The 21,143-nt window shown below is 37.8% G+C and carries 20 protein-coding genes and 1 riboswitch; of the genes, 11 read left to right on the forward strand and 9 right to left on the reverse strand.

The window, feature by feature from the left end; all coding sequences use genetic code 11:
* Positions 1-127: 127 nt before the first annotated feature.
* The 4 genes from NSQ59_RS20780 (at position 128) to NSQ59_RS20795 (ending at position 3,129) form a co-directional block, all read left to right on the forward strand.
* Complete coding sequence (locus tag NSQ59_RS20780) at positions 128-631, forward strand: RNA polymerase sigma factor (RefSeq protein ID WP_126647379.1); 504 nt, start codon at positions 128-130, stop codon at positions 629-631.
* Entirely contained in the window at positions 628-1,902 is a 1,275-nt protein-coding gene (locus NSQ59_RS20785) for a TolB family protein (protein ID WP_055741968.1), read from the forward strand. Before NSQ59_RS20780 ends, NSQ59_RS20785 begins: the two co-directional genes overlap by 4 nt.
* Before the next feature lie 15 nt (positions 1,903-1,917).
* Positions 1,918-2,457, forward strand: coding sequence for a hypothetical protein (locus tag NSQ59_RS20790; protein ID WP_340832591.1), 540 nt, complete (start codon positions 1,918-1,920; stop codon positions 2,455-2,457).
* A 117-nt stretch (positions 2,458-2,574) separates the two neighbouring features.
* A complete protein-coding gene (locus NSQ59_RS20795) occupies positions 2,575-3,129 on the forward strand; it encodes an IseA DL-endopeptidase inhibitor family protein (RefSeq protein ID WP_340832593.1) in 555 nt (184 codons plus the stop codon).
* A gap of 91 nt (positions 3,130-3,220) precedes the next feature.
* Here NSQ59_RS20795 and NSQ59_RS20800 read toward each other — a convergent pair whose 3' ends face one another.
* On the reverse strand, positions 3,221-5,188 hold the full coding sequence (locus NSQ59_RS20800) for an acetate--CoA ligase (protein WP_340832595.1): 1,968 nt from the start codon (positions 5,186-5,188) through the stop codon (positions 3,221-3,223).
* Between the two features lie 519 nt (positions 5,189-5,707).
* Positions 5,708-7,924: an alpha-galactosidase gene (locus tag NSQ59_RS20805; RefSeq protein WP_055741972.1), complete on the reverse strand. Its 2,217-nt coding sequence runs from the start codon at positions 7,922-7,924 to the stop codon at positions 5,708-5,710.
* Between the two features lie 373 nt (positions 7,925-8,297).
* Here NSQ59_RS20805 and NSQ59_RS20810 point away from each other — a divergent pair, with 373 nt between their 5' ends.
* Positions 8,298-9,686 (forward strand): protoporphyrinogen oxidase, encoded by a 1,389-nt coding sequence (locus NSQ59_RS20810; protein WP_340832597.1) that lies wholly within the window; start codon positions 8,298-8,300, stop codon positions 9,684-9,686.
* 22 nt (positions 9,687-9,708) lie between these two features.
* Here the strand turns inward: NSQ59_RS20810 and NSQ59_RS20815 are convergent, their stop codons facing one another.
* The 4 genes from NSQ59_RS20815 to thiM all read right to left on the reverse strand — a co-directional run bounded on the left by NSQ59_RS20815 (position 9,709) and on the right by thiM (position 12,544).
* The gene (locus NSQ59_RS20815) at positions 9,709-10,197 is read right to left on the reverse strand and encodes an NUDIX hydrolase (RefSeq protein ID WP_340832600.1); all 489 of its coding nucleotides are present in this window, start codon (positions 10,195-10,197) and stop codon (positions 9,709-9,711) included.
* 67 nt (positions 10,198-10,264) lie between these two features.
* Positions 10,265-10,918 (reverse strand): thiamine phosphate synthase, encoded by a 654-nt coding sequence (gene thiE / locus NSQ59_RS20820; protein WP_340832601.1) that lies wholly within the window; start codon positions 10,916-10,918, stop codon positions 10,265-10,267.
* Entirely contained in the window at positions 10,915-11,721 is an 807-nt protein-coding gene (gene thiD / locus NSQ59_RS20825; protein WP_055741975.1) for a bifunctional hydroxymethylpyrimidine kinase/phosphomethylpyrimidine kinase, read from the reverse strand. The genes thiE and thiD overlap by 4 nt, the downstream gene beginning before the upstream one ends.
* A gap of 10 nt (positions 11,722-11,731) precedes the next feature.
* Positions 11,732-12,544, reverse strand: a complete 813-nt coding sequence (thiM, locus tag NSQ59_RS20830; RefSeq protein ID WP_340832602.1) for a hydroxyethylthiazole kinase — start codon at positions 12,542-12,544, stop codon at positions 11,732-11,734.
* A 104-nt stretch (positions 12,545-12,648) separates the two neighbouring features.
* Positions 12,649-12,758, reverse strand: a riboswitch (TPP riboswitch).
* 213 nt (positions 12,759-12,971) lie between these two features.
* On the opposite strand from thiM, the gene NSQ59_RS20835 reads away from it, so the two are divergent.
* From NSQ59_RS20835 to NSQ59_RS20860, 6 genes are all read left to right on the forward strand, one after another.
* Positions 12,972-14,495: an ATP-binding protein gene (locus NSQ59_RS20835; RefSeq protein WP_340832604.1), complete on the forward strand. Its 1,524-nt coding sequence runs from the start codon at positions 12,972-12,974 to the stop codon at positions 14,493-14,495.
* Positions 14,496-14,784: 289 nt separating this feature from the next.
* Complete coding sequence (locus NSQ59_RS20840; RefSeq protein WP_340832606.1) at positions 14,785-15,627, forward strand: hypothetical protein; 843 nt, start codon at positions 14,785-14,787, stop codon at positions 15,625-15,627.
* 72 nt (positions 15,628-15,699) lie between these two features.
* Positions 15,700-16,815 (forward strand): hypothetical protein, encoded by a 1,116-nt coding sequence (locus tag NSQ59_RS20845; RefSeq protein WP_055741979.1) that lies wholly within the window; start codon positions 15,700-15,702, stop codon positions 16,813-16,815.
* 434 nt (positions 16,816-17,249) lie between these two features.
* Complete coding sequence (locus NSQ59_RS20850; RefSeq protein WP_340832609.1) at positions 17,250-17,657, forward strand: hypothetical protein; 408 nt, start codon at positions 17,250-17,252, stop codon at positions 17,655-17,657.
* A 76-nt stretch (positions 17,658-17,733) separates the two neighbouring features.
* Positions 17,734-18,024, forward strand: coding sequence for a putative quinol monooxygenase (locus tag NSQ59_RS20855; protein WP_340832611.1), 291 nt, complete (start codon positions 17,734-17,736; stop codon positions 18,022-18,024).
* Positions 18,025-18,103: 79 nt separating this feature from the next.
* Positions 18,104-18,571: a CBS domain-containing protein gene (locus NSQ59_RS20860; protein ID WP_126647391.1), complete on the forward strand. Its 468-nt coding sequence runs from the start codon at positions 18,104-18,106 to the stop codon at positions 18,569-18,571.
* Between the two features lie 230 nt (positions 18,572-18,801).
* On the opposite strand, the gene NSQ59_RS20865 is transcribed toward NSQ59_RS20860, so the two are convergent.
* The 3 genes from NSQ59_RS20865 to NSQ59_RS20875 form a co-directional block, all read right to left on the reverse strand.
* Positions 18,802-19,257 carry a DUF2269 family protein gene (locus NSQ59_RS20865; protein WP_126647392.1) on the reverse strand — a complete coding sequence of 152 codons (456 nt, stop codon included), beginning with the start codon at positions 19,255-19,257 and terminating at the stop codon, positions 18,802-18,804.
* An 87-nt stretch (positions 19,258-19,344) separates the two neighbouring features.
* Entirely contained in the window at positions 19,345-19,737 is a 393-nt protein-coding gene (locus NSQ59_RS20870; protein WP_340832614.1) for a globin domain-containing protein, read from the reverse strand.
* Positions 19,738-20,043: 306 nt separating this feature from the next.
* Positions 20,044-20,796, reverse strand: coding sequence for a peptidoglycan-binding protein (locus NSQ59_RS20875; protein ID WP_340832616.1), 753 nt, complete (start codon positions 20,794-20,796; stop codon positions 20,044-20,046).
* Positions 20,797-21,143 lie beyond the last annotated feature (347 nt).

Consider the following 21,143-nt stretch of genomic DNA (forward strand, 5'->3'; position numbering starts at 1 on the left):
TAATAATCAGTTTTGGATAACTAGTAATGAAAATCTTTATTGTTATGTAACTTTTACTTTTTCATATCGTTTAACATGTAGAGACATTAGAAGGATTTGATTTTGATACAAAAGGGGTTCGTTTGATTTGAACTGGGAGACAATTTGGAGAGAACATTGGAAGGAAATCTATCTCTATATTTATTATCGAACTAACAATAAAGAGGAAGCAGAGGATATAACGCAGGAAACATTTATGAAAGCAATACGTTCCGAACATCGTTACAAGGATCAAGATGTGACGGTGATTGCCTTATTGAAAACAATTGCCCGAAATTTAATGATTGATCGCTGGAGAAATAAACAAAAACGCCCCATCACTACACAAATGGAACCCCACATAATGTTCGAAAGTGATGAAAAGGGTCCTGAGGAACTTATATCAGACAAAGACGAGGTAAGATATGCATTATCCTTATTAAATGAAGATCAACAGCAGATCATTAAGTATCGAATTCTACAAGGCTATTCCATCAAAAAAACCGCTGAATTACTAGGAAAGACCGAATCCTATATTAAGGTAAATCAATTTCGCGCCATTGAATTTATTCGCAACCAACTTAAAAATGATGATTGGAGGTATTGTAAATGAGCTATTCCAGCAAAACGGATAGTCTTTCTGAATATATCGATGCGATTAACAATACTCAAAATTATTCACATAATCATGAAGAAGATATGGATGAATTATTTGATACGGTAAATCAAATAAAGCGATTACAGGAAGTGGAGTTGCCCTCTGATGATTTTATTGAAAGTGTAGCTTTAAAAATTAGATCAATCGAACAGCCAATGCCCTTAAGGAAAAAAGTGAATAAATGGGGATTATCCAGATGGTTCCCGCTTGCAGCAACGCTTTTATTGATTATTGGCATAGTATGGCAGCAATTCTCTCATTCTTTTGTAAGTGCAAATGAAATTTCAGTTGTTAATACTAAAGAATTAATTCCTCTAGGACAAAATGAAGTAGAAAATCCAAGTTATATTCATAACCATTCTCTTATCGGCTTTGGTAATAACGAAAAGATTTGGATTTGGAATCCAAAAACAAATGAAAAAAAAGCATTCTCAATAGGTTCATTTCTATATATGCGAGATCCTGCTTGGTCACCAGACGATTCAATGATTGCTTTTTCCGGTTATAAAAATGAAACTGCTGGAATTTGGAAGATGCATAAGGATGGGTCCAATATTCAAAAAGTGATTATTCCATCCAATAGGAATGAAAATGATGACACACCTGCTTGGTCACCTGATGGAAAACAGCTTGCTTTTACTAAAACAGTGACCAAACCGAGATCACCACACGGTTTTGACATTTCAAAACAAGAAATTTGGATCATTAATCAAGATGGGACAAATGCAAAGAAACTGACAAATGGGAAAGATCCCAGCTGGTCGCCTGATGGAAAAATGCTTTCTTTTACAAAAAATAACGATGAAGTGTGGACGATTGCTGTTGATGGATCGGCTGCAAAGAAACTGACAAATGGGATGGAATCAAGCTGGTCCCCTGATGGGCAGTTTATTGTATACAGTAAATATGACAAAATTACAGAAAAAATTAACAGTCTTGCAACCATTCAAACCTCATTAAGAGAAATTTGGGCCATTCATGTAAATACACATAAACGTTCCCAGCTGACAAAAGGGAAAATAGATGAGGCACAATTAGCCGTGTGGAGAAAAGAAGTGAAAGCTAATCCGCCTAAAACACCTATTCAATACGTTTCCAGTGGTTTGTACAGTGATTGGCAGCCAAATTGGTCTAAAGATGGGAAAAGCATTGTTTTTTCTCGGAATACGCAACAAGAGACAGGCAATCATTTCAGTCTTTATCAAATGGATTTACAATTTAAATAGAAAAGGAATAGGAATATGAGAAAAAGATTAATGATTATAATGCTCACAATACTTTTACCCCTTGCAGGTTGTTCAAGCTCTAACAAAGAAGTGGCGAAACCACTTACAAAAGAGACAGCTGTAAAAGCTACAACCTCAACTTCTAAAGGAAAACAGCCAGCTCAGAGTAATTCTGAGATGCAAAAACTAGAATTGGATCATATTATTTTATCCTTGCCAAAAAGCTGGAGCATTCAAAATGGACTGGATTCTACCTCCTTTCAAACAAACGGAAAATTAATTGGGGGATTGGATGGGCTAGGGTTTAGTGATTCCATTGAAAGTCTCCTGCCAAATCAAAGTACTATTATCCAGAAAAAGAAGATAGCGGATTTATCATTTAAAACTTATTCCGTTATTCTGCAAAGAGATACAACAAATGGAGAAAATGCAAAGGAAATTCATATTCTTTATATGCTTCCGGAGAAAAAAATAGCGTATGATTTGCATTTTGATTTAGCTGTACTAAATGAAAACGATGCATTAAACATAGCCAAAACAGCTTTAATGAAATAATGAAGAAACGTCACGATTTATGGCGTTTTTTCTTTTATAAAAAAATAGCTTCCACTGTAACTTTTACTATCAGTGGACCGTTTTATTTAATGAAAAAATAAAAAGGGGGAAGAAAAAGTGAAAAGAATATTTATGGTGTTCATAACATCCATTGCATTATTTGCTTTCAGTATTGGAGCATCAGCCCAAACAACCTCTGGGGATCTAACAAGCTCTAAAGCAATGAAACTTGCTCTTAGTGCACGGGAACATTTTTGGAGTGTCATGGGGGGCCACAATGTTAAGGCGGAAAATTACTTTTGTTCTTCAAGATCTTTTCAAAATAAAGGCCAATACTATCGATATTTTTGCAGTGAATTCGACACGAAAACCAAGCTTGTGAATTACATGAATGAAGTTTTCACTTTAAATGCCATTGATAAAGCATTTAAAAAGTATCATTTTATAGTATATAAAGGAAAAATGGCACAGCCTGATGCCGATGGCGGCAGTTTAGCAGATTGGAAGAACGCAAAAGCAAAGTTGATATATCAACGAAAGGATGTACGCTTATATCAATTTACCGTTCCAGTTCCGATTGATAATAAAATTGTAGAAACTTTTAAGCAAAATGTAACCTTTGTTAAAGTGAGAGGGAAATGGCAGATTAACGATTTTGATGCAGTTAGATAAAAATTTTGAGGGGAGGAAGTCGGCCAGTTTACCGAATTCTTTCTGCAAAAAAGGCTGTTACTATGCTTTCTCATAATAACAGCCTTTTTTTCTATTCTCTTGTAACCTTTGCAGCGACAAGCTCCTTAATATGCTCTACTGTAGATGGATCTTCAAGACCTGTAACATCCCCTGCTACACTGCCTTTTAAGATGATTTCTTTTAATAATCTACGCATGATTTTTCCACTGACTGTTTTCGGTAATGTCTCGGTAAATAAAATCTGCTTAGGTCTGGCTATTTGACCAATGCTACTAACAATGCTCTCACTAATTTGGTTCTTTAACTCATCACTACCATTAGCACCTTCAGACAATTTAACAAATACGAGAGGAACCTCACCTTTAATTTTATCAGGAACACCAATCACAGCGACTTCAGATACGCCTTTGCATTCCAGAACGGCACTTTCCATTTCCATGGTGCTTAATCGGTGTCCGGCAACATTAAAAGCATCATCGGAACGTCCGACCACCCAAAAATAACCGTCCTCATCCTTCAAGGCAAGATCACTGGCAAAATAACAGCCTTCTACTTGACTAAAATAGGCATTATAGTAGCGCTCGGGCTCCTTCCATAATGTTCTGCATAACATTGGAAATGGTTTTTTAATAACCAAATTACCTAAAACGCCAGGCGGTACAGAATTGCCGTCATTATCCACCACATCAACGTCTGCCCCCAGGAATTGAACCCCTGCGGATCCAGGCTTCATTGGTGTAAGCCATGCCGCTCCAGCCAACGGACAACCCGCCGTCTCGGTTTGCCCCCATGTATTATTGACGCAAATATCCCCTTTTCCTAACACGTCATGAGTCCATTGCCACGTCTCTGGGTCAAAAGGTTCCCCAACAAGGGAAATAACATCGAGGCATTCAAGATGATAAGGCTCCATCGCCTTTTCTCCAAGACTTTTCAGCATCCTTAGAGCTGTCGGTGCGGTAAACAACTTATTGACACGATATTTATCGATAATTTGATAGAATCGATCCCGCTCCGGATAATCCGGCGCCCCTTCATATACTAAAGTCGTAACACCATTAGCTAATGCACCAGCAATCCCCCATATATGCATGGTCAGCCAACCGATATCTGCGGAACACCAGAAAACATCATCGTGGCGATGATCCATATGATATTTAGCGTATATATAGTTTTGTACGACGAATGCCATTCCGGAGTGGACAACACCTTTTGGCTTGCCGGTTGTCCCACTTGTATAAAAGACAATCCCTGGCTCATTCGCCTCAATATGTTCCGGTTCACAAATGATGCTAGCCGTTTTTCTTATTTCATGCCACGAATAATCCCTGCCCGGCACCATCTTTTGCTCGGTTCCTAAGCGATCCACGACAATCACCGCATTAACGTAGCTCATATCAGCTATGACATTATCAACCTTTTCTTTCAAAGGAATCTGTTTTCCGCGCCTAAGGCCCGCATCAGCTGTAACAATCACTTTCGGTTTAAAATGAACAAGTCGATCCTTCAATGACTTCTCCGAAAATCCGGAGAAAATGGCATTATATACAGCTCCAATGCGGAAACAAGCAAGAATGGCAATAAATGCCTCTGCTAAATTTGGAAGATAGACAGCAACAGCATCTCCTTTGCCAACACCAAAAGTTTTTAAAGTATTTGCGAAACGGTTCACTTCTGCTAGAAGCATTTGATAGGTAAAAAATTTCGTGTCACCGTTTTCCCCTTCCCAAATAAGGGCTGTCCGGTTTGCAGCACCGTTTTCTATATGTCTATCAAGCAGATTATAACAAGGATTACTTATTCCACCCTTAAAAAAGCGAAAATCGGGCAGCTCACCGGTAATCGTCTCCTCCCATGGCTCATACCACATTAACTCCTTCGCAACCTTATCCCAAAACTGCACAGGATTTTCTTGAGATTGCTTTAATAGTTCTTCAAAAGCTTTAGAACTTCCAAGTGCCGTTGACTGTTCTTTCTCCTTTTTCGGAAATACGAGTTTACTATTTGAGACGACTTGCTGAATTCCGGTGACATCCATGCGAAAGACCTCCTCTATGTAATAAACAGAATATTTCTAATAATTATAAGATAGCGTTTTCATTATTGCAATAAATATCTAAGGAAGGCATTGGATGTCACCTTGGATTCTAGTAATAAGATATTTATACATGTAAAGACCAGTGGGATCCGGATTTTTCTCTAAGTTGGTCTTTTGAGCATTAAGGATGAAAGACAAACCATGCCCGTTTAAGAATAAATAGAAAACACCCTTCATCTGGGGTATGAAGGACATTTTCCACCGACTTACCAAGAGAAATGTCCTTCATCCGCATTATGAACGACATTTCCCGCCCACTTACCAAGAGAAATGTCCTTCATCTGCATTATGAAGGACAAATCCCGACGACTTACCAAGAGAAATGTCCTTCATCTGCATTATGAAGGACAAATCCCGACTGCTTACCAAGAGAAATGTCCTTCATCTGCATTATGAAGGACAAATCCCAACTGCTTACCAAGAAAAATGTCCTACATCTGGGTATACCAGTAAAAAAATTTAATGAACAGCCTTTATTTTATAAATCCAAGATTGAAAGTCTAATAACTCCTCTTTCCTTGCATTCTTCTTTTCAATATCCAATCCAATATACATTAACTCGTCTCCATAATAAGTTCTTGGCAAACCTTCAATTCGATACTCCAGATCCTTATCTAATCCCTCAAAATAGATTCTTTTAAATCCAGAATTGGGTTGGTTTAGAACTTGATAATATGCAGCAATCGCCTCTTTCTTATCTTCAGAAACCACCATCCAGCTTGTTACATTTCCATCACCTTCAAATGGACTTATTAATCGATAGAAAGTTCCGTTTAACAAGAGCTCGCGATTTCCTTTATAAAAAGCTACTTGCTTTTTGATTTCTTCTTTTTCCTCATGTGATAATTTGGTGATGTCTAATTCATATCCAAAAACTCCAAAGTAAGCAACGTCTGCCCTTGTCTTAAGACTCGTGTAACGATGCACCTGATGATTTGGAACCGCAGAAACATGTGCCCCCATGCTGCTTAGAGGATAAACAAATGATGTTCCATATTGAATTTTCAGCCTTTCAATAGCATCGGTATCATCACTTGTCCATGTTTGCGGTGCATAATAAAGCATCCCCGGATCAAATCGGGCACCCCCGCTGGCGCAGGATTCGAATAGTATATGCGGAAATTCATTTATCAGTCTTTCATATAAATCATAGACTCCTAAAATATAACGATGTGCAACCTCCATGCTTCTTTCCGCAGGCAGCACAGCCGAACCAATTTCCGTCATATTTCTGTTCATATCCCATTTCACATAGGATACCCGCGCTTCTCTTAAAATTTTCGACATGGCATTGTAAAGGTGATCTACCACATCACTCCTTGAAAAATCGAGAACAAATTGGTTTCTTCCATGGGAAAGCCGACGATTTGGTACATGGATTAACCAATCAGGATGCTGATGATATAGCTGGCTTTCCTTTGAAACCATTTCAGGCTCGAACCATAGGCCAAAATCCATTCCAAGTTTCTTTATTTTTTTGGCTAATCCGCTTATTCCATTCGGGAGCTTCTCCTTATTTACAAACCAGTCTCCAAGGGAAGTTTTATCATTATTTCTTTTTCCAAACCAGCCATCATCCAGAACAAACAGCTCGATTCCAAGTTTTTTCGCGGTTTTTGCAATATCTAAAATTTTTTCCTCATTAAACTTGAAATACGTTGCTTCCCAATTATTGATTAATACTGGTCTTACTTTATCTCTCCAGACACCTCTTACAAGATTTTTTCGGTACAATTGGTGGTAAGTTTGACTCATCCCATTTAGTCCTTGATCCGAATAAACCATAACGACCTCTGGTGTTTGAAAACACTCACCTTTTTTTAAAAGCCATCCAAAATCAAACGGATTAATTCCCATCGTTACTCTAGTCACATCGTAGGAGTCCACTTCAACCTGGGCAAGGAAATTCCCACTATACACTAGGCTGAATCCAAAAACTTCCCCCTGAAATTCATTTGCATCCATTCTTTTTAAAGCAAGGAAAGGATTCTGCTGTGCACTGCTTGTCCCCCTTGTACTGGAAATACTCTGAATACCGGGAGCAAGTCTTCTCCTAAACACATGCCTTTCCCTCGCCCAAGCACCTGACAACTGGATCATCTCAAAATCGGCATCAAAAAGATCAACACTGGCACTCATCGCTCTTGTAATATGGATGTTTTCATTTCCATGATTGATAAAAGCTGCACTTCGTGTAATCACATTCAAATGTTCAAAAACGGTATAGAGTAATTTCAATTCTACGTGGATCAGCTCATCGTAAAGAGTAATTTCTAATGTTGCCGCTTCTTCATCCTTGTTAACATAGGTTGCGGGAAGTCCTTTAAGCTTCGGCTTGCCTTCATATATTTTATGGGACCTATATTCAAAATTAGTTATCCTGCTTCCATCCTCCTGAAGGATTTGATAAGCAGGTTCTCGGAAATCAGTAGTTCCATATGCAGGATATTCCTGCTTAACGATGTCTAATGAAAAAGTGGAATCCCCTTCAAAAACATAGGCAGTCATCCCTCGTTTTTCCATTCGCAATAAATGTTCAAACGACTCACGCTGCCTAACTCTTTTCCCATAATACAAAGACCCTAGCTGGTTATTTTTTAAAATCGTAAAAATATAGCTATTATCCTTTCCTTGCAAATGAAATTCTTTTGAGTGCTTATTAAAAAAGATAGGCATGAGGTCTCCTCCTTTGTCACCAAAACTATTAGTTTATATATTTTGCAAATGAAGTATGAATTCCTGCATTTAACCTGAAAAGATGATATTTCACATTGTGTACAAATTCACATTTTGGAAAAGCGCTAAAAGTGGACTATAATTAAGAAAAGCGTAAGCGCCTTGCTCATCGGCGTACGGATTTCGTAGTCTTCGACTGAGATAAAGGAAACACAGTGAGGTAGTCCACGAGCTGATGTTGACTTATCGTAGGGAGGAGACGGAGAAATCCGCTAGCCGATAGGCGCTGGAGCTAGACAGAGACTAGATCGATTAAATAATTTTTTAAATAAAAAAGTATTTATAGGTTTGTAGCATTCGAGGAGTGAACAACTTGAAAAAAGTCGTTGTCATTGGCGGTGGAATCACCGGACTTTCCACCATGTACTATCTGCAACAATTAAAAAGATCCTTACAATTAGATATGAAATTAACATTGATAGAAGCAAATTCCACATTAGGTGGAAAAATCAGGTCCATAAAAAATGGTGAATTCATTATGGAGACCGGCGCAGATTCTATTGTTGCCCGTAAAGAAGGAGCAGCTGCTTTACTGGATGAACTAGATCTGCACGATGAAATCGTTCATAACTCTACTGGAAAATCTTATATCTATCATCATAATGAATTAAAACCGATTCCGGATGATACTGTTTTTGGAATTCCAATGAGCAAGGAAGCATTGTTCAGCAGTGAATTGATCTCCGAAGATGGGAAAAATGAGGCTTTAAAGGATTTTACAACGGAAAACACAACTTTTACGAAAGATAGCTCTATCGGTTTGTTTCTTGAAAGCTTCTTAGGAAAAGAAATGGTTGAAAATCAAATTGCCCCCGTTTTATCCGGCGTATATTCTGGTAAATTAAATGAGCTGACAATTGCGACTACCCTGCCATATCTTCTTGACTATAAAAATCAATACGGCAGCATTATTCGTGGGCTCTCAGAAAATAAAGCAAGATTTCAATCATCGGACAATAAGAAATTTGTATCGTTCAAAAATGGGCTTTCCACATTAATTGACAAAATGGAATCAGAACTAACGGATGTGGAAATTTTAAAAGGGGTACCGACAACTGCGGTTGTAAGAGATCAAGAACAATACTTTATACAATTTTCCAATCATGAACAAATAGAAGCTGATTATGTAGTATTAAGTACGCCGCATTCGGTGGCCCAATCTCTTTTAAAAAATGAGGAATTAAATTCAATTTTTGATGAGCTAATAAGTTCTTCCCTAATAAGTGTTTATTTAGGATTTGATATTCCGGATGAAAAGCTCCCTGCTGACGGGACTGGTTTTATCGTTCCGGAAAACAGTGATTTAACCTGCAATGCCTGTACTTGGACAAGTCGGAAGTGGGAACACACTTCTAAAAATCACAACTTATTGTTGAGACTATTTTATAAAAATACGAATCCGGAAGTGTTTGAACATATCAGCACCCTTAGCGAGGAAGATTTGGTTCAGGTTGCACTGAAGGATGTGGAGAAAAGTCTAGGGATTACAGGAAAACCGATTAGTGTCGAGGTAACCAAATGGCTGGATAAAATGCCGAAATATCATTTAAACCATCGCAAAACCATCGAGGCATTAAATGGCAAATTAGCCGCTGAGTACCCTAATATCATCCTTGCAGGTTGTTCTTACTATGGGGTAGGAATTGCCGATTGCATCATGAATGGGAAAAACACAGCGAGGAAAATAGCAGAAGCGGAGTAAATCTCCGCTTTTTATTTTATCTTTAGACGTTTACAAATTCCTCCATTGGTTCAGCCGAATAATCCGCGACATTCCCATTTTCATATACAAATTTATGATTATATGTATTCGAATCCTCTAACATTTTCAGTAAAAAATATTTTAAATTTGCCATACCCAGATTATCTGGGTGCAGAATCCACGATATTTTCTTCCAATCAAGTATACCTTCATCCGTACTAATCGGAGTATGGTACTCAAAATCTTTCGGAACTTCCGCCAGAAATGCATGCATCCCCCCGGTTATCGAACCATCTACAATCCAAGTGACAACTCCTTTGTATTCAACATCACTTAACGGAATACCTGTTTCCTCCATTATTTCCCTTAAAACACTCTCTTTCGGTTCTTCGCCTTTCTCAATCTTCCCGCCGACACCGTTCCATATCCCCATCCAGGGTGATTTAATGCGGTTGAGCATAAGAATTTGCTCTCCTTTTTTGATAAAGCAAATGGTATATTTGTACTCCAAGAATCTCTCCCCCTTCACCAACTTCTTTTCCTTTATTATAGCAAAAAAGAGCAGGGGTACCCGCTCTCTAGTACTCTACTTGTTTTCTTAACCTCTGTGCTGCCTTGGTAATATCGGTGGCCTGGCTGATCGCGGTGATGACAGAAACCCCATCTGCACCTGCTTTCATAACTTTAAGTGCGTTTTCCATTGTAATACCGCCGATTCCTACCATAGGAATAGTGATACCTTTTTCCCGGAAATGTTGAATATGCTGAACGCCTTGGACTGGTTTCGCATCTTCCTTTGTTTTAGTAGGAAAAATCGGGCCGACACCAAAATAATCTGCACCAGCTTCCATTGATGTCAATGCTTCTTCCATCGTATGAACGGAAACTCCTAGAATTTTATCTCCAATCCTTTTACGAACCTCATCCACCGGTGCATCCTCTTGGCCAATATGTACCCCGTCAGCCTCTAAGGAAATGGCTAAGTCAATATCATCATTCACAATAAATGGGATCCCATGTTCTTTGCAGATGGTCTGTAGCTCCTCGGCAAGTGCAAATTTCGCGTCGCCCGTTAAAGCGTCTATTCCTTTTTCGCGAAATTGAAATAAGGTGATCCCGCCAGCAATAGCATCCTTCAGTACACTTGCAGGACTTTTATAGCAATTTGTACTGCCCATAATAAAATATAATTTTAATATATCTCTTAAACTATCCGAATCGATTCTCGTCATTTTATCAAACTGCTCCTTTTTTTATATGCCCAATGATTCGTTGGACCATGTCCGTTTCCAAGTGGAATATTTTCTTCAATTGCCGCTTGGATAAAATCTTTTGCAGTTACAACCGCATCATACACCTTTTTGCCTTTGGCAAGTTCTGCGGTAATAGCTGCCGAAAAGGTACAACCGGTTCCATGAGTGTTTTCCGTATTGATTCTTTTTGACTTTAAATAAGCAAATTCATATCCATCGTAAAAAAGATCCATTGTCTCTAACGGATCCGTGTCATGTCCGCCTTTAATAACAACATTTTTTACACCTAATTCAATGAATCTTTTCGCTGCTTCTTCTTTATCTTTTATTGATTTTATTTCCATATCAATAATCACTTCCGCTTCCGGAATATTCGGAGTGATAATCAATGATAACGGGATAAGCTTCTTTTTCAATGCGGATACTGCTTCTTGCTGCAATAGAGAGGCTCCTCCTTTCGCAATCATCACAGGGTCTATAACGATATTTTTCCAGTTATTTAAGATGATTTGCTCAGAAACCGCTTGGATTATATCAGCGTTGAACAGCATTCCTGTCTTTAGGGCATCCACCCCAATATCATCTGCTATGGAACGAATTTGCTCTACTACCGCCTCCACCGATAAGGGATAAACTGCTTGAACTCCTAATGTATTTTGGGCGGTTATTGCTGTGATGGCTGACATTCCATATACCTCAAGCTCTTGGAACGTTTTTAAATCCGCCTGAATACCTGCTCCTCCACCACTATCGGAGCCTGCTATTGTTAATGCTTTTCTCATTTTCCGGCACCTACCCTTCTCTTTGTTCAATGAAAGCTTTTTCGATTACATGTTGACCTGAAACAGATGCAAGCTGATCTAGAAACTCCATTTGAAAGCTTCCCGGTCCTTTGGAAGCTGTTCTTTCTGCTGCCAATTCAGCAGCAATTCCATATGCTGTAACGGCAGAGGCAGCTGCAGCCAATAGATTTTTTTCAACAGCAGCAAAAGCACCAATTACAGAAGTTAACAAACAACCTGTGCCTGTTACTTTCGTTAATATCGGATGACCGTTTCGACCCACAAAGGTTGTGGTACCATCCGTAATTACATCCTCTTTTCCAGTTACTACGATAATCGTTTGCAGTTTACGAGCAGCGGTGATAGCAAGATCTATTTGATTTCCTTGGACATTCCCTGCATCTACTCCCTTCACCTCTGCCTGAAAACCTGCGATATTAGCAATCTCCCCTGCATTTCCTCTTATAATGGAAATCTTTACTTCTCTCATAATCCTACCTGCCATCTCGGTTCGATACGGTGTTGCGCCTGCTCCAACCGGATCAAAAATGACCGGAACCCCGTGGGCATTAGCGGACTTTCCTGCAATAATCATCGATTCTACCGTTTCTGAATTTAACGTTCCCATATTTAAAACTAGCGCACCGGCAATCTTAGCCATGTCCCCCACCTCTTCAGGAGCATATGCCATTACAGGAGACGCCCCTAATGCCAAAAGTCCGTTGGCCGTAAAATTTGTCACTACCACATTCGTAATATTATGAACAAGCGGATTTTCCTTCCTCACATTGTGTAAAATGTCTCCAATTAATACCTTATCCATTTTTCATCCTCCTCAAAGTCATATTCTGGGTCGTGTTCCTGGGGGAAATACAAAAAAGCCAGCTCCTTCTTTAGGACCTGGCATCATTAGTAAGAGAAAAAACATTTTTCACTCCACTACTTTCCTCCGCTGGTATTAACCAGATCAGGTCCAAAGGGTTAAAAAACTTCCTGTTTTTCTCTCAGCCCAAATTAGGGCACCCCTAGTAGTCTTTAAAACTTTTATTCTTTGTACTTATCATATCCCGCAGAATTCAATATGTAAAGCAATTAAACAGTGTTGCGCGTCCATCGTATAATTTGTACACAAGTGGTCCCTGACACCCTTAACATCCATTTGTGGTAACAGGCACAAAAAAAAGGGATTTTGTGGTTTGTTGTCAAAATTTAATGGTACAAAGAGACTATTGTTGAAAGAGGTGGAGGGTATGGATAAGGAATTGAAACGGATTGGTCAAAAGTTAATGGATCATTGCCACCTATTAGCGAAAAATCTACAGGAAAAACAAAGCAATGATCCACATTTTCATTTACTCCAAAATCTTACATCTATCCAAGAAGTGTTTTTTCATTGTCTTGGTAATTCTCTTTCCCAGAATATAGAATCCACTCATTTCATGATGAATAAATGGGCAAGATTGTTACTAGAAAAAACGTACATATTTCATACACGACTTCAAAAGCAATATCTTTTTCCGAGCCATCATTATAAATCGGTGATTATGGACTTTTTAGAAGAAGAGATAAACAACTGCAGCATCTCTCCACAGGTTCTATTTCAAGTAATGAAAAAAATAGATTCTTTTATACAGCAAGCATCTACTATTTTTTCAAACCAAATGAATCCGCTCATCATAAAAGAATTGCGTCAATATGCCTCATGTTTGGCAGAAGAAAATATCACTTTGCGTGAACTAAATGATCTAAAAAATGCATTGAAAGAGGCAACGATCCTTGTTATTACGGATAAGGAGGATGCTATTAAATATGCTAATCAAAAATTTTGCGACATAACGAAATACAAGGAAGAAGAACTAATAGGGCAAAACCATCACAATCTTTTAAACTCCGGCTATCACACGGAAGAATTTTTTCAAGAAATACGAGAATATATAAAACAAGGCAAGGTTTGGAAAGGAGAAATTTGTAACAAAGCAAAAGATGGCAGTCTTTATTGGGTTGATTGCACTATAGTGCCGTTTAAAGATCGCAACGGGAACACGTTTCAGCATTTTTCCATTCAACATGATATTACTGAGCAAAAAAATACCGAAGAAATGCTTCGCAAGACCGAGAAGTTATCGTTGGTTGGTGAACTGGCAGCTGGGATTGCACATGAAATCCGCAATCCTCTCACTACCATTCGCGGTTTTGTTCAAATTCTTGACCATTTTTCAGATGAGAAGAAATATCTTTATTCTAAAACGATATTAGAGGAAATTGACCGCATTAATTTTATTGTGAACGAATTCATGGTGTTCGCGAAACCGCATACTGTTGAATTTAATAATTGCAACCTAGTCGATATCATAAGGAATGTCGTTCATTTACTCAACGCGGAAGCCGCTATGAAAAATGTTGAAATTACCGAAGCATATCACGATAACGACATTCTCATCTACGGAGAAAGAAATCAATTAGCTCAAGTATTTCTGAATATGCTTAAAAACGCTATTGATGCATTACCTAATGGGGGCAAAATTAAGATCTCCAGCTCATTGGACGAGGAAAATGTAATGATTTCCATACAAGATAACGGAATTGGGATGTTACCTGAACAAGTCGTTAAAATAGGAGAACCCTTCTACACATTAAAGGAAAATGGAAATGGGTTAGGGTTAATGGTCAGCTATAAAATTATTGAAAATCATCGTGGAACCATTATGGTGGAAAGTGAATTGAATAAAGGAACCACCTTTCATATATCCTTTCCTCTTCTTAATAACATTTAAACGGTTTCTTTTTGAGCTTCCAGGTAAATCCGATCAAAAAGATAAATGAATTTCAAAAAGGATCTTAGGGTCCTTTTTTTTATTTTAACAAAAATAACAATATATCTATTAAAATGTCATTTTCTTATCAAAATACAGGTAAATAGATCTATTTATATTGAAAACGGACAAAAAGTGACAAGCTTTTTAGTAATTCTTTATAAAAGCATTCCATAAAGATTATTGTCTTTCGTAAGAAATCCTAATGAAGAGTAGTTTCAGTCTAGATTCTCTGAAAGGAGGTGAAAGGATGCACTTCCCGAGATTTGTATTAAAAGGTTTAATTATTGGTGCGGCCCTATGTTTCCCCAGTGTTGTACTGGCGGACAAAAATGATCATGCCCCTGCTTCTAATGACAAAAAGACGATTCCGGTCGTATCCAGTCTTAAGGGTAATGGATTTGGGAATAACCTAAACAGTTCCAAAGAACATCTCAAGAAAAAGCAAAAAAAGGATCATCACCAGGTTAACCTGGTCCATAAATCTTTACCAAATGTCGCTAAAAAGGCAGTCAACGGATTAAAAAACGGGCATGCTAGAAACATCATCCATGCCAAAGATAAGCAAAAACAGAAAAATCCAGGTCTTAAAAAGGGACATTTCAAGACTAATAAAAATAAAAATTCATCTGTTTCCGGAATGATTCATCGGGTCAAGACAGAAAAACCAGAAATGGATGTAAAGAAAAAGTCTGTTCCTAACTTGAAACCACATATGGAAAAACAGGTCACGATAATAAAGAAACCTGATTCTGTTTCAAGTATTAGGAAAACAGTGAAGGCTAAAAAGTCCCTATCCACAAGAATCTCTGATTCAAGTAATTTGGTTTCCAAACCTAAAAAAGATTCACCTGTCCCAGTTAAAAAACTGCCTCAAGATATTCAGATTATTACCACAACAACACTTGGAGGCAATAATTCAACTGGCGGCTCTAATGACAGGTATAATATAGGGACCAGCACAATGAGTATTGCAGGATGGTTTGAATGGGGACATTATAAATTGCCTAGCTTTGATCGGTTATTTATTTCCCGCTCACATGAGTTATGTAACCAATGGACAAATGCTCCGCCAGTCCAGCCGCCTAAATAGTTCCTTTTTTATAAGCATACTGAATGGATAAGTAAAAATAACAGTAAAGCATAAAAAAGGAGCGAAATAAAAATGAAAGTAAATATTAAAAGTTCAACTGTAATTAAATCAATGGCATTAGCTGGAGCTTTATCTATCGGTGTATTGATCGGAGGACATAATAGTGAAGCAGCAGGCTTCAGCAAACATGATAACCACCATGTAAAAAGGGAAGCAGCCATTTCTTTACATGAAAAAGGTTTTGCACATCATGCAAAAGTGAAAGCTAAAGTAGATGTGGATGTAGTAAAAATAGATAAACCGAAGAAACATCATCATGCAGAACATCCTAAGGCAATGAAGGAGCGCAGTGAAAAACCTTTAGTAAAAGAAAATAAATCTATTGCTAATAAAATTCACTCTCAAGCAGCTGAACATGCAAGCGAAATGGCAAAATTGCATGCAGCAGCTAATTCGGCTGTTCATGCCGTGGAACAAGCTAAATCTGGACAAGGTGCTCAACAGGATTCTCCTACAGACAACACTGTCATGGAAACTGCAAAACACCATAGAGATGCGGATAAAGCTCAAAAGACTAAGGAAGTGGAGTCTAAAACAAAGCATAAAGAAAACAAATCTCATGCAAATAAAATCCACTCTCAAGCAGCTGAGCATGCTAGTGAAAACGCAAAATTACACGCAGCACCTAACTCTGCAGTTCTTGCAACCGATGAAGAAATGGATCATTCCTCTGAAGTATCAGAAGATCAAAAAACGGATAGCAAATCTGAAGACAAAAACAGCAATGACGATAAAACCGTAGTTTCCGACGAGAACGTAAAAGGTGTTGTTTCTGAAGATAAGGATGATGAACAATCTGATCTTGTTTCTGAAGACAAAGAGGATTCTGACCACACAGGTGTTGTTTCCAAAGACAAGGATGATAAGCAAACCGGTGTTGTTTCTGAAGACAAGGATGATGAGCAATCCGGTGTTGTTTCCGAAGACAAAAATGATGAGCAATCCCGTATTGTTGATGAAGACAATGATGACGCTGAGCGTGCCGGAGTAGTTTACGAAGACAAAAATGATTCTGATCAAGCCGGTGTTGTTTCCGATGATAATGATGAAGCTACTGACAATAAAACATTGACAAACATAGAAGATAAAGATTTCGTTTCCGAAAATCAGGATTCTACAGAAGAATAATACGAATAAATAAAAAAACATTCCCTTTACAGAACAAATTCTCTGTATAAGGGGATGTTTTTGTTTTTACTAATATAACGTTCCTTCTCTTCCCTTATGTCTTCGCCCCTTCCTAAAAATAATTTCTTACTTCTTCTGATTTTACTTTTTCCACTTAAAACTTGTACTAGAGCGGAATTTTTAAAAATAAGTTATGAATGCCTAAAACCATGATTAATCTCATAGCATAACATGTAGTGTTCACTCCATTCATTTATTGAATGACAAGTACCTTCAGCATTCGGACCAAACGAAGGTATCAAATTAACAATGCAAAGAAAGGGGTATACAGGTGGAAATGCTAAACCAAGAAGAGATTCAAGAAGTATATAGTAACCTTGATCCAGAATTAACAAAGTTCATGACTGAATTCCCAGAAGGTAATAACGAAATGTTTGCTGGACCTACTTCAAGGCGTCGCAGGAGAAGCTCTTCAAGACGTTCTAGTAGAAGACGTTCCAGCAGCAGCAGTTCTAGCAGTAGACGTTCCAGCAGTAGGCGTTCTAGTAGAAGACGCTCTAGCAGTAGGCGTTCTAGTAGAAGACGCTCTAGCAGTAGGCGTTCTAGCAGTAGACGCTCTAGCAGTAGACGCTCTAGTAGAAGACGTTCCAGCAGTAGACGTTCTAGTAGAAGACGTTCTAGTAGAAGACGTTCTAGTAGAAGACGTTCTAGCAGTAGACGTTCTAGTAGAAGACGTACATCAGGCTTCTTATTTTAACAAATATAATTCCGCACCAAATTTGGGTGCGGAACTTTTATGTGATGAGTTATATCCGGAAGCAGTTCCTCTTAGTGTAATCTAAAGTATCTTTTCGAATATATTTTCCCCGTTAAGGAAAATGTAAAGACAAAATAGATGTCATAAGGAGGAAATTTTCAATGATTATCATTCATGGTTTTTTAAAAATAAAACCGAAATACAGGGCTGCCTTTTTGGAAGAGGCAGGACGAGCTGTAGAGCAGTCAAAAGCAGAAGAAGGCAATCTTGAATATCGTCTATTTGAAGCAACTGATGAGCCAAATACATTTCTTACCTTAGAAAAATGGAGGAATAAAGAAGCGGTAGAAAGCCATAAGAACAGTGAACATTTTGTTCACTTTATACAAGCTTCAAAGGAGTTTTTATCAGAACCAATTAATCTTGACGTACATATTGTAGGAGATAAATAAGTGTGAAAATTGCTCTAAAGATTTATAATTAAACTGTAAAGACTTATTACTAACATAATGTTGAAAGAAGGTCCACAAAATGAAGGTTAAAGACTTTATGATTCATGATGTCATTACCGTCAGGAAGGACGATAGCATTAAACACCTGTTAAATACGTTGGTTAAATATAAAATCGGCGGAGTTCCAGTTGTTGATTTAGATGGAAAATTAGTTGGTATGATTAGTGACGGTGATGTTTTGAGAAGTATTAAGCCAAAGGATACCGTTGTATACGATTTTTATAACCTTATGACTTATACATTAGAAAAAGGAAAATTAGAAAATATTCTTGCTAACCTAAAGGATGAACCACTTTTTAAGCTAGCCAAAAAACAGGGGCTAATTACTGTAAAAGAAAATGATGAGATAGAAACTGTCTTAAATCTTTTAGCAAAACACCACTTCAAAAAAATCCCGGTTATTAATAATGATCATAAAGTTGTTGGTGTCATTAGTCGCGGGGATGTTATTAGAACGATACAAAAAAATATTCTTCAGTCCTTATAATAGTAACGTGGAGGCAAAGAAAACATTTCTTGCCTCCACGTTTATTTCATACACTAAATTTCATACTAAGCTGTTGTCTTTCTTCCGCCATATGAGCCAATGCTGATGAAGATTTCCCCATTTTCTAAGCTCCTCCCTTTGTGCAAAGGTTATATAAGCGTCCTCTAGGGGATAAAAATTCAACTACGCAATTATTCCGCGTATATCAACAAAAAAGGCGATTCTTACCTTTAAAATGGCTTCAATATCATCAATGCAATAATCACTAAAAAGAGAATATTGATAAGACGTTCAAGTGAAAAAAGAACCTTCGATAACGGATAATATTCCTTTGGAATTTCTTCACCGCTTGTTTTTTCTAATAGACTTTTAATAGGCTTTGACTTCGGTTTTAAAACAATTGGTCCCATTGCAAGCGCAATAAAAAAAAGAATTAAACTAGTCCAATACCATCCCGCTTGGAAAAGTGAAGGATTGATCGCACCCATTAATAACCCTGTTATGAGCAGAGAAGTACCACCTATCATAACAAAAATATGCAGATTATGTTTTATCGCATATGCATGCCTTAGTTCAGTCATATTCCTAGCAGATTTTACAAGTCTGCTTAAAATAAACCCAGGTCCCATACCAAGTATGGCAGAAAAAATATGTATAAAAACAAGTATTTTATATAATGTGAACAAAACGGGTTCCTCCTTTCCAACATCTATTTTTGGGAGCATGGAATAAGAAAACAAAAATAAGAGAAGCCTTTTAAAACGCTCCCCCTCTCAAGCATCAGTATCCGTTGAATTAACCAAAATGGCGGCAACTTGTTTCAATCTATCAAAGAAAAATAGACCAGTAGGATGCTTATCTAAGCCTACATCTTGAAAAGCGGCCCACATGCATCTCAGCCAACACTGCGCGCGCTTTGGGGTAATTTCATGCGGCAAATGACGCTGCCTCATGGCAGGAGGACCAAATTCCTGACTGTATAATGTAGGGCCGCCTGTGAACTGTGTCAAAAACATCCTTTGCTTTCGCATTATTTCATTCATATCCCCTTGAAATATAGGACTTAAATCTGGATCGGCATAAACCTTAGGATAGAATGACTTTACCAATCTTTCAATCGTCTCCCCGCCAATTTGCTCATAAAGTGTTTGTAACCGAGGCTCCATGATTGATTCCTCCAAAAGTGATTGTGTCTCTATTATATACTTAATTACTTATCCACCACCGTAATATAAATTACAAATTGGAGAATTTTTTATCAAAAATACATATGGTGTCAGGACTGCTGTGACTTTAACCCTAAAATGAATTAAATCAAAACGGACTTAGAAAGTATCTAAACTGTGGCTTGAGCCGGCTTTTTTTATAAACAATAAATGAGAAACAGTCCATTGGGGTTGCAATTTTCCTTAAATAAAAAAACTCCTTCCAAATAATTTGAAAGGAGTTTTTAACCTAGTGCAACAACATCATTATTTAAAAAGCCTTTTCCAAGTCTCAGGCCCAGGATAACCATCTGCATCCTTACCGGTCCAACCTTGTGCTCTCTGGAATGCTGCAACTGCTTGTCGGTCTGCATCACTCCACTTAGGACCAGGACCAGACTTATAGTATTTGCCATATCCTTTTTTTACAAGTTGTTGACCAAGCATTGTGACATATTTGTTATTTGCGCCAGGCTTAAAGTACTGAGTGCCTGGGAATGGTGGTGCCTTAGTAGGCTTAGTGTTTGATAGAGGAACGTGAATAAAGTTACTAACGCTGGATACCGAAATCGTCCGGACACTGTAGCCATGCCTGTATACATGGTTATATTCTTCTATCTTAATTGTTTTTCCATTATTTTTTACTTCTGCTACATAAGCAACATGACCATACTTTCCTCCGGTGAATTGGGCAATCGCCCCAACATTCGGTTTGTGATCAACTTTAAAACCGATTCTTTTTGCATTGCCTGCCCAATATTTTGCGTTATCGAAATGGCCGCCTTTCATGTTATTAGAGAATTTTGCACCCAAATGATTCATTCGCCAAGCAACAAATGAGGTACACTCTCCCTTATAGAATCCCCATGGATCGACTCCACTTTTACCCTTGTAAGGATAGTCATTTCCAATTACTGAAGCAGAAGCGCTAGATAGGGTGAAAACTGAAAGCACAACCAATGATACGAAAGATATCAGTGTTTTTTTAAATTTTGTACTACCTGCTTTTTTCAAATTCATTTACCTTCCTTCCCTTTCAAAAATATCCTAATTAATTTTAAATTGGCAGGGGAACTACGCTTTTATGAATATTCCAACTTTGGGGATAATTTGCTTTTTTCACCAAAATAAAATTTTTCCACTTTTCCAAATTAACCCAATATAAATGAACTGTAAATAAGTCTAAAATCTCATTTTCAATTTTAGTAATATACTCACAATTCATAGAGTGTGTACGATAATGCTTGGAATCCTAGTTATACGGACTAAGAAAACTTCAGTAGTATTAAAGACCCATTTCTTCGAATTAAAATGGTATTCTTTAAGTAGCCTTTCTCATTATCCATCCATGAAGCAAAGCCTCACCA

It is taken from the genome of Margalitia sp. FSL K6-0131, assembly GCF_038008735.1.
In the GTDB taxonomy this organism is placed as follows: Bacteria; Bacillota; Bacilli; order Bacillales; family Bacillaceae_C; genus Margalitia; species Margalitia shackletonii.

Excerpts from the sequence above, each read along its gene's own strand:
- NSQ59_RS20840 (WP_340832606.1), top strand. The coding sequence starts at position 14,785 with ATGCACTTCCCGAGATTTGTATTAAAAGGTTTAATTATTGGTGCGGCC.
- thiE (WP_340832601.1), bottom strand. The coding sequence starts at position 10,918 with ATGACGAGAATCGATTCGGATAGTTTAAGAGATATATTAAAATTATAT.
- NSQ59_RS20855 (WP_340832611.1), top strand. The coding sequence starts at position 17,734 with ATGATTATCATTCATGGTTTTTTAAAAATAAAACCGAAATACAGGGCT.
- NSQ59_RS20790 (WP_340832591.1), top strand. The coding sequence starts at position 1,918 with ATGAGAAAAAGATTAATGATTATAATGCTCACAATACTTTTACCCCTT.
- NSQ59_RS20785 (WP_055741968.1), top strand. The coding sequence starts at position 628 with ATGAGCTATTCCAGCAAAACGGATAGTCTTTCTGAATATATCGATGCG.
- NSQ59_RS20835 (WP_340832604.1), top strand. The coding sequence starts at position 12,972 with ATGGATAAGGAATTGAAACGGATTGGTCAAAAGTTAATGGATCATTGC.
- NSQ59_RS20860 (WP_126647391.1), top strand. The coding sequence starts at position 18,104 with ATGAAGGTTAAAGACTTTATGATTCATGATGTCATTACCGTCAGGAAG.
- NSQ59_RS20805 (WP_055741972.1), bottom strand. The coding sequence starts at position 7,924 with ATGCCTATCTTTTTTAATAAGCACTCAAAAGAATTTCATTTGCAAGGA.
- thiM (WP_340832602.1), bottom strand. The coding sequence starts at position 12,544 with ATGGATAAGGTATTAATTGGAGACATTTTACACAATGTGAGGAAGGAA.
- thiD (WP_055741975.1), bottom strand. The coding sequence starts at position 11,721 with ATGAGAAAAGCATTAACAATAGCAGGCTCCGATAGTGGTGGAGGAGCA.
- NSQ59_RS20875 (WP_340832616.1), bottom strand. The coding sequence starts at position 20,796 with ATGAATTTGAAAAAAGCAGGTAGTACAAAATTTAAAAAAACACTGATA.
- NSQ59_RS20870 (WP_340832614.1), bottom strand. The coding sequence starts at position 19,737 with ATGGAGCCTCGGTTACAAACACTTTATGAGCAAATTGGCGGGGAGACG.
- NSQ59_RS20800 (WP_340832595.1), bottom strand. The coding sequence starts at position 5,188 with ATGGATGTCACCGGAATTCAGCAAGTCGTCTCAAATAGTAAACTCGTA.
- NSQ59_RS20845 (WP_055741979.1), top strand. The coding sequence starts at position 15,700 with ATGAAAGTAAATATTAAAAGTTCAACTGTAATTAAATCAATGGCATTA.